At 39.1% G+C, this 6472-nt stretch carries 5 protein-coding genes and 1 pseudogene; 3 read left to right on the top strand and 3 right to left on the bottom strand.

The window, feature by feature from the left end; genetic code table 11:
- Positions 1-451 (bottom strand): annotated as a pseudogene (locus LPA49_RS12530) (calcium/sodium antiporter); the annotation flags it as partial.
- 397 nt (positions 452-848) lie between these two features.
- Between LPA49_RS12530 and LPA49_RS12525 the strand changes: the two are divergent.
- The 3 genes from LPA49_RS12525 (at position 849) to LPA49_RS12515 (ending at position 2889) form a co-directional block, all read left to right on the top strand.
- Positions 849-1553: a hypothetical protein gene (locus LPA49_RS12525; protein WP_199525846.1), complete on the top strand. Its 705-nt coding sequence runs from the start codon at positions 849-851 to the stop codon at positions 1551-1553.
- A gap of 211 nt (positions 1554-1764) precedes the next feature.
- Positions 1765-2466: a YafY family protein gene (locus LPA49_RS12520; protein WP_199525847.1), complete on the top strand. Its 702-nt coding sequence runs from the start codon at positions 1765-1767 to the stop codon at positions 2464-2466.
- 63 nt (positions 2467-2529) lie between these two features.
- Positions 2530-2889, top strand: coding sequence for a VOC family protein (locus LPA49_RS12515; RefSeq protein ID WP_199525848.1), 360 nt, complete (start codon positions 2530-2532; stop codon positions 2887-2889).
- 192 nt (positions 2890-3081) lie between these two features.
- On the opposite strand, the gene LPA49_RS12510 is transcribed toward LPA49_RS12515, so the two are convergent.
- Together LPA49_RS12510 and LPA49_RS12505 are read right to left on the bottom strand one after the other, a co-directional pair.
- Complete coding sequence (locus tag LPA49_RS12510; RefSeq protein ID WP_230236668.1) at positions 3082-4077, bottom strand: HNH endonuclease; 996 nt, start codon at positions 4075-4077, stop codon at positions 3082-3084.
- Positions 4078-4368: 291 nt separating this feature from the next.
- Positions 4369-6453, bottom strand: coding sequence for an AAA family ATPase (locus LPA49_RS12505; protein WP_230236666.1), 2085 nt, complete (start codon positions 6451-6453; stop codon positions 4369-4371).
- Between the last annotated feature and the right edge of the window lie 19 nt (positions 6454-6472).

Raw genomic sequence — 6472 nt, 5'->3', positions numbered from 1 at the left:
GTGATTTCATACTTGAATAGACTGACCATGCTAAGAACAAGACTAATCCGCCCAACAACAGACTTGCATCAATCACTGATAAAGCGCCGTCATACAGCAAGTACCCACAAAAAAGTACGACAACTAATAATAAGGGAAGCTCGTTTTTAACAATTTTAGACTGAACAGTGATAGGGGCAATGATGGCTGTTACACCAAGAATTAAGCTGATATTTACAATATTGGACCCGAGTGCATTACCTAACGCCAAATCAGGGTTTCCATCACTTGCAGCCATGGCAGACACAACCATTTCCGGAGCCGAAGTCCCAAAACCAACAATAACCATACCAATTAAAATTGAAGGTAAGCCGGCATGGCCTGCCGTAGATGCCGCTCCTTCAACAAAGCGGTCTGCACTCCATACGAGTAAGATAAACCCCGCAATAATTGCGGCTATGGCTAAGAGCATAACTATACCCCCTCTATATCATTACTTGATAGGCATATAACGGAATTGTCTGGTCTATTTATAAAGTGAGGTGAAATTTGGTGGTGGCGTAGTTTCATTATGTATCCTTAGGGCAGACTAGACTAACAAGGCAACAAACCACCTCTGCCCGAAATGACTCATTGCCTTAAGTCTTGTCAAAACCTGATACGGTTCGAAACTGCCACGAGCGATGTTGCCCGGAGACTGTTGACAGTTTCCTTGCTTAATGCAAGAGACTACTCCCCTAAGTTTTTCAAGAATAATCCATCCCTAATAATAATACAATTAGCTTAGCTGCCTTTTTTTAAAATGATGAATGTAAAGAATCATCAGAATAGGCCGATATAAAATTACATCACTAAATCAGGGACGTATTATGAAGGTTAATTCTGGAAGTTTACCGCAACCACTTAATAATCAAAATGTGACTATAGAGTCACCTATAAATGGCAAGGCTCTTTTAGATACTGAGCTTAAAAAATTGGCGGATGACGTATACCATGAAAGCGCGTCTTCAGAGCTAAGCCAAACATATACCAAGCCGCTGACGATGACATCGAGCCAGATAGACATAACTAAAACAGTTGATGACTATATGCATGAGCTAGCTGTTGCTACTGGTGAATTATATTTGCCGGGAGGTAGTGTGCCAAAAGCGGTAGAAAAAATGCTGTCTCCCTATGACTCACTTCTTTCAGATATAAATAGGCAGAACCCTTCATTGGCCAATAAAAATTGGGGAATTGCTATAAACCAATCTGGTGCTTTAGAAGCGACAGGCACAATTACAGATTTTGAAAAAGAATTCTTAGGAGAAAAACTAAATGATTCAGAGGAATTAGTAAGCACTATAACTGATTTTAAATCTAATTTTTTAAAATATATTGTGCCTGAAAACCGAGGTTATGGAAGCTATGATGTTACGGTTGATAACTTTTCAGGTGTCTTCGATTTTAGAGAAATGCTTGAAAGTTCAAGGAGCAATGACGACTTCAAAAAGACATGGGAATACGAAACTAATTGGTTAAAATTGAATGATAATATCTTGTCACAGTTAAAAAGAAACGCCCCAAGTTATTAGGTTCAATGCATACATAGTGCTCAAATGAATTCACAGTATTCCTTACTAAATACTAGCATGTAGTGGCATGCTTTTATGCCCCAAAATGAGTTTCGAGAGTCAAGACGGTAGATTATTTAATTATTAAGTCGTTCACACATCTTTTAATTGAATGATCAGTTGATTCTCTTTTAGTACATTAGGCATATTCTTTATTTTATGAGTTTTTGCAATGTCCCGAAGTCAACGCCTTCTAGATCTTCTTCAACTACTACGACGCTATAAATACCCAATCTCAGCTGAGAAACTGGCTAGTCAGCTTAATGTAAGTGTTAGGACTATCTATCGTGATATTGTCACTTTACAAGCTCAAGGAGCAGATCTCGAAGGAGAAGCTGGGCTTGGTTATATCTTAAAGCCGAGCTTTGATTTACCACCTATGATGTTTAGCTTTGAAGAGCTTGAAGCCCTCAGATTAGGAGCAGAATGGGTGGCGAAACAAGCTAACGGAGAATTTAGCGAGGCTGCCATTGATGCACTTGCTAAAATCTCAGCAGTGTTACCCTCTGAGCACAGAGCCAAGCGTACTGAGAGTGTCGTTAGAGTTGCTTCAGCTCTCAAAGTTCCGAAGCTAATGATCTCGCTAACAGAGTTGAAAGCAACAATTCAAAAAGCGCATAAAGCTGAAATTGTTTATGAAGATGCCAAAGGGGTTATCAGAAAAAGGGTTGTGTGGCCAATACTTATAGGAATATTTGAGCAATACAATATTTTGGTTGCATGGTGCGAAACACGAAGCGATTACCGTAACTTCCGGGTGGATAAAATTCACTCTTTTTCTCAACTTAATTCTCGATACGAACGTTCTCGCAATGAATTGCTAACTGAGTGGGAGGCTTTAGAGGGAATCGAACATAAGCATTTTTTCTACTGACAAAAACTGTCAGTACTTTTGTTTATACTTAATTTAGTATTCAACAAATGCAGGTCTATTAATATGTTCGCTATTGACTCTATAGTTCTTTACGTAGAAAACATCCAGCTTAGCATGGCTTTTTATGAGGAAACATTTGAATGTCAGCCAAAGCTTTTATCGCCAACTTTTGCAGTATTAGAGTTTGCTGAAAATGTGAAGATTACTCTGAAACAAGTTAATGCACTTACGCCAAGCAGCTCAGTTAGAGGCGGTGGCACCGAACTTTCAATCCCTGCAACGAGCCGCGTCGTTCTAGATAACTTGTTCAAGCAGTGGAAGCAACTAGGTGTGGAATTTGCTCAGGAACGCGAAGAGTCTGTGTATGGCGTTAACTTTGTTGCATTAGACCCAGATAGACACCGCTTACGAGTGTTTGCGTAACGGCACCTTGTTTTTAAGCCGCATCTTTGCTGGCACACTTTTGTCCATCGAAGAGTTATGAATATAACTCGCCTTTGCCCCAAAACGAGTTGAGTCACCACCCTTAATCAGGCAAAAAACGATCACTAATGCCACTTTGGAGGCATTAGTCAATTGCACTAAAAAAGGTGATTTGGATTAGTTTTTGTATCTTCAATTGGTTAAATTTGTCATATCCTCATTTACTAATGAAAATAATCCGGCTTCTTTCCCCTGCTCAGAATAAATGTTGAATAGTTTATCTGGAATGGGGGGACATTTTCTTAAACGATTAGGCACAACAACATGATACCCGTCAAATAGAGTTAGATAAGGAAAATTCAAAACAGCCAGATTTAAAAACTCTATATAACAAGGCGACTCAAACTTTACATTTTTAGGTGTGGGTGAAGCTACAGTAGGTGGCGTAGGAAATACAACCAATTTATCGACAACTACACAGCATGGATATAAAGTACCTGAATTGATAATGACTCCAACCCCTTGCATTTCCATCTTGTCCGTAGGTAAATCGATTACCTTCGCACCATCAATATCTCGATTACAGTTCAATATCTGCTTTCGCACATTATCTAGTGAACTTTGGAAAACCCAGTTATAACCTATTTCATTGAACCACATTAAATAAGCGGCAGTTATATATCCAACTGCAATTTCGTTTTCGTGAAGCGTTAATGGTATTTCAAAGTTAATTTCGAGGTTTTCACCAAACTTCATTGATTCTAATTTACCGGGTGGGTTTCTATTGATAGGTAAAGCAATATCAATACCTCCGTCAACGTCCGAGACACTTATTGATCCATTAACAGTTTTGTCATTAATACTTATGTACCTACTCTTTGTTTTGGCATCTAAAAGCGTCCCCATAGGGTTATTCAGTATATTAAGATATTCGCCTAACCACTTATCCTGTTTTTCACCAAATTGACTATTACAATCCTTACAAAGAAAAGTCCATTCATTCCCTCCAGAAGCTTCTGGTAAGATATGACCTGCCGTAAAGCTGCGTTGACCTGAATTCAAATCAAACTCCTTTACGCATGTTGGACATATGACTTTATTTTCAAACCCATTGCCAAATGAGCAAAGGTGCTCATTCAAATATTTTGCTAATTTTAATCTTGAGTGTTTTGTTGACTTACCCTTCATAGATAACGTCCTGTTAACCGCTAGTATGCTTTAATAAATTTATTATGGAGACTTCTTAGTAATAAAACAAAAGCAATTCATTAGAAAATATATGGCAAAAAACTTAAGGACAATGTCTTCAGCACAATCGAGACCTTTCAGCTCATGCTACTAGAGCCAACACGGAATTGTCCAATTGTGAGTTAGGATACCAGAAGTCCGACTGGACGATTTAATCTTGACTAACCAGTGAATGTGTAAGATTGAGCATGATTTACTACAACTAAATTTGTTCAATTTAGATGCTATTTCTTACATCCGGAACATTTCATAAAGGAAGCTATTTCTCTTGTTTGAGTTACTAGGTGACTGAGTGATTGATTTAAAATCTTCAGATGAACCGACAATATGTATTTCTTTTTCAGCCCGAGTTATAGCAGTGTAAAGCCAAGCTCTGTCAACAATTCGACCTTTTTGAAGCGCTATGATTACTCTAGGAAATTGTGAGCCTTGGGCTTTATGTAGTGTTATTGCATATCCTAACTCCATTCCATCAAGCACTTGCTGAGTGATTTCAACTTTGTCACCAGTATCTAGTGTCACTTCACCAAATGAGCCTTCGGAGGAAGTAACCGAAGTGAGTTCCCCAAGCGAACCATTGTTGATTCCTTTATCGTATAAGTTCTGAGTGAACAATATTTGATCGTTAATTCTAAGTTTTACATGAAACTCATCGCCGTGGAGATTGAACTTTAATTGCTCTCCATGCTCATTAACAGCATCCTGAATTTGATTATTAATGTCTTGAACCAGTTTTTTAGTCGGTGCCATAACACGGCTATTGTATGACGACTCTTCATATAACTCGCAACATACATTTGCAATACGGTGCTTAGGAGTTTCATGAAAGTATACCGCCCCAGAACTTAAATTTTCAGGGACTAAGCCTTGGTTTATTTGCTTTGAATATTCCGGTATACCAGTTGAGCCTTCCTGGCGTTTTACGATATCCAGCATAGTGTTTGCAATGGTATTTGATAGAACTATGTCTGCAAGAACCTTACCGCACCCTATTGGTGGTAGTTGGTCAGGGTCACCTGTGAATATAATGCGTACCTCTGGATGAAGATGGTTTACCAAGCGATACATTGTGGGCAAATCAATCATACTGGCTTCATCAATAACCAATAGGTGCTTTGGTTGTTCATTACTTGGTTCAATTGGTGCATCACGAAGTAACTTGGCGATGGTTGAAGTAATAAAACCTATCGATTCATGCAACCTCATTGCCGCTCTGCCACTGAGTGCAACTGCGTGAATTTCATATCCTAGATGATGATATGCTCTAAGTGCCGTTCTGAGAACAGTTGTCTTTCCCGTTCCAGCCCCACCGGTTATACAGCTTACTGCATTATCTAAACATGTTATTACTGCTTCGGTTTGTTTTTGGGTAAGCTCATAAGGCAATTGTTCAACAGCAAAGCAATATGCAGAATTTGCATTTTCGTCATATAAATTATTTTGCCTAGCAAGCTTATTCAGTCGTTTTGCAACGACATTCTCCATCAGTAATTGTGCTGTTGGATGATATGTACCTAATTGATGATTAAGAACGTATTGAGCCTTATGATGTCCAGCTTTAAACGCCTTGGCACATAACTCTTGGTTTTTTAATAAAGCGGCTAACTTTGGTTTAAGCTCATTTTGTGTTGTGTAGGTGTGACCCAGTTCTATTTGTTTGCGAATTGCAATTTCTAACGCTGCGCTTAGGCGTTTGGGTTCATCTTCGTCACGGTCGAGTATGGTAACAGCGAGTTTATCTGCATCCTCAAATGACATACCAAAACCGATCAATAGATACGGATTTTCCTTAATGGCGGTGATGGATTTGTCGTTATGATGCTTAAGCAAACGCTGTTGAATAGAAGAAGGTATATGGTGATTTGACATCCAGTTACACGCACTTAAATTAGCATACTTGGCATAGCCTTTATAAAGTGCGTTGATGGACTCTTCGCTCAGAAGGCCGCTAAGTCGACTTCTCGACTCTGTTGTGTCTTTCTTAGCAAGATGATGAAAGTCACTCCCCAAGGCATTCCACAACCGTCTGGCTTTACTTTCACCGATACCAATAAAGTCTTTTTCGTTGGCTATAAACCTGATGAGTTGTTCGCCAATTTCAGGAAGAGAGCATTTTGCTTCAATTGGAGAGTCAAAAACATGCTGTGTCATGACATAGCCATTGTTCTCATACTCACTGAAGGTTTTTACACCTTTAACTTCCCAGTGTTGACCAATGGCCGGACTCACAGGGAGGCTATCAGGGCATGCTTTAACTGAAACCGTGTACTTACCGCTGTGCATTTTATAGCTATTCTTTTTGAGCGGGATGCCCATGAAAATCACATGTTTATTG

This window comes from Pseudoalteromonas sp. MB41 (assembly GCF_020966275.1).
GTDB lineage: Bacteria > Pseudomonadota > Gammaproteobacteria > Enterobacterales > Alteromonadaceae > Pseudoalteromonas > Pseudoalteromonas lipolytica.
This window is presented reverse-complemented; position numbering and strand designations above follow the sequence as displayed.